Source organism: Marinimicrobium sp. UBA4509, assembly GCF_002388575.1.
Classification (GTDB): Bacteria; Pseudomonadota; Gammaproteobacteria; order Pseudomonadales; family Cellvibrionaceae; genus Marinimicrobium; species Marinimicrobium koreense.
In genome coordinates, this window is record NZ_DGMV01000025.1 from 30,070 (window position 1) to 32,545 (window position 2,476).

Below are 2,476 nucleotides of genomic sequence, written 5' to 3' on the forward strand. Positions count from 1 at the left end.
GGCATCCATGCCTTCGAGAGTCTGCAACCGGTGTTCCTTGCCGACGCCTCAGTGCCACATTAGATTTTTGTGACTCCGCATAAGTGCTAGATCACAGAACCCCAAAGATCGTATTCGTCCGCCTGCTCAATGATAACCTGAACTTTATCGCCCGGTTGCAGGCCTTCGGCGCCATTCAGGTAGACTAGGCCGTCAATTTCCGGAGCGTCGGCGTAACTGCGACCGATGGCGCCCTCTTCATCAACCTCATCAATCAGCACTTCCAGAGTGCGACCGATCTGGGCCTGAAGTCGTTGGGCGGAAATTTTCTGCTGTACCGCCATAAAGCGGTCGAAACGCTCCTGCTTGATCTCATCCGGCACCGGGTCCGGCAGCTCGTTGGCCGCCGCCCCTTCCACCGGTGAATACTGAAAGCAGCCAACGCGGTCGAGTTGTGCCTCCTCCAGGAATTCAAGCAACTGTTGGAAATCCTCTTCCGTTTCACCGGGAAAGCCGACGATAAACGTGGAGCGAATGGTCAGGTCTGGCACCTGTTCGCGCCAGCTCTTGATCCGTTCCAGGGTTTTCTCGACCTGGCCCGGGCGCTTCATCAGCTTGAGCAGACGCGGACTGGCGTGCTGGAACGGAATATCCAGGTACGGAAGGATTTTGCCTTCCGCCATCAGCGGGATCACCTTGTCGACATGGGGGTAGGGGTAAACGTAGTGCAGGCGTACCCAGACACCCAGCTCCCCCAGAGCCTCGCATAATTTGAGCATGTCGGTTTTGAGCGGGCGGCCGTCCCAGAAGTCGGTGCGGTATTTCACGTCCACACCATAGGCAGAGGTATCCTGGGAGATCACCAGCAGTTCCTTGACGCCCGCTTTGACCAGGCGTTCGGCTTCACTCATCACCTGCCCGATCGGGCGACTGACCAATTTGCCGCGCATGTCCGGGATGATGCAGAAACTGCAACTGTGATTGCAGCCCTCGGAAATTTTGAGGTAGGCGTAGTGCCGTGGCGTGAGCTTCACGCCCTGGGGTGGCACCAGGTCCAAAAAGGGATTGTGGTCCTTGGCCGGCGGCAGGTGCTGGTGTACCTGATCGAGGACTTTTTCATAGGCGTGGGCGCCGGAAATGCCCAGTACGCCGGGGTGCACTTCGCGGATTTCATCTTCCTTGACCCCCAGGCAACCGGTCACCAGCACTTTGCCGTTTTCCTTGAGCGCCTCACCGATGGTGCCGAGGGATTCCTCCACCGCGCTGTCAATGAAGCCACAGGTGTTCACAATCACCATGTCCGCATCGTTGTAGGTCGGGACAATCTGATACCCCTCGGTGCGCAACTGGGTCAGAATGCGTTCGGAATCGACCAGGTTTTTCGGGCAGCCAAGACTGACAAAACCAACGGTGGGCGTGTGTTTCATAAGACAAACTCGTGCGGGGGCGAAAAAGGCCGCTATTGTAGGCGTTCCGGACCCGGATTGCATGGGGTTCCCGTGCTAGAATGCCGCTTTTCCCTGAATGAGCCGTAGTTTAATTCCATGAGGCCCAGCCCACGCGTCTGTTCCCTGCCCTATTTCGTCGATAGTGCCCACTGGTTTGCCTGCCTGGCGGACTGGGAGGCTCCGGTCTGGCTGGACAGCGGGCATCCGGGAAGCCACTACGGCCGCTTCGATATTCTGGCCGCCGAACCCCACACACAACTCACCTGTCGGGGCACCCATTGTGATATTCAACCGCGTGGACAACCGCCAGAGCGCCGGGAATCCCCGCCCCTGGATGTGGTGCGCGAGTTGATGCCACCCCCGCTGAGCCCGCTCGCGGAGATTCCCTTTGCGACCGGCGCCATCGGTTATTTCGGCTACGACCTGGCTCGCTGCCTGGAGCGCCTGCCGGAGCAGGCCGCCGCGGACATCACTCTGCCGGACCTCTGGCTCGGGTTTTATGATTGGGCCATCGTGCAGGACCACCAGAGCGCCAAGGCCTATCTGGTCACGCGGCCCGAACAGGACATTGAGTCACTTCGTGCCCGTCTGCTGGCCCGGGAGCCGGAAAAGGCACTTGAGAGTTTTCTTGAAGAAACCGGAAATCGCTTTAATATCAATGCGTTCAAAGCGGAACTTAGTGCAGATTCTTATCATAGAAAACTCGGTCGCATCCTCGACTACATCCACGCCGGCGACTGCTACCAGATCAACCTGGCCCAGCGATTTCACGCCGACTACCAGGGCAATCCCGCGCGGGCCTTCCTGGCCTTGCGGCAGGCGCTGCCCTCCCCGTTTTCCGGCTTTATCCCATTGGCGGACGGCGCGGTAATCAGCTTGTCCCCCGAGCGTTTTATCGCATTGCACGACAGGCAGGCGGAAACCCGCCCGATCAAAGGCACCGCGCCGCGTCGGAGCGACCCGGAGGCCGACCGGGCTGAGGCGCAGGCCTTGGCCCAGAGCGCCAAAAACCGGGCGGAAAACCTGATGATTGTCGACCTGCTGCGCAA

The 2,476-nt window shown here is 59.4% G+C and carries 2 protein-coding genes; one reads left to right on the plus strand and one right to left on the minus strand.

Translation table 11 applies throughout. The features are described 5' to 3' along the window. Positions 1–86: 86 nt before the first annotated feature. Positions 87–1,406, minus strand: coding sequence for a 30S ribosomal protein S12 methylthiotransferase RimO (gene rimO, locus B3520_RS02740; RefSeq protein WP_286807196.1), 1,320 nt, complete (start codon positions 1,404–1,406; stop codon positions 87–89). A gap of 117 nt (positions 1,407–1,523) precedes the next feature. Here rimO and B3520_RS02745 point away from each other — a divergent pair. Beyond that, positions 1,524–2,476: anthranilate synthase component I family protein (locus tag B3520_RS02745; RefSeq protein ID WP_286875357.1), on the plus strand; the 953-nt coding region annotated here is incomplete at its 3' end.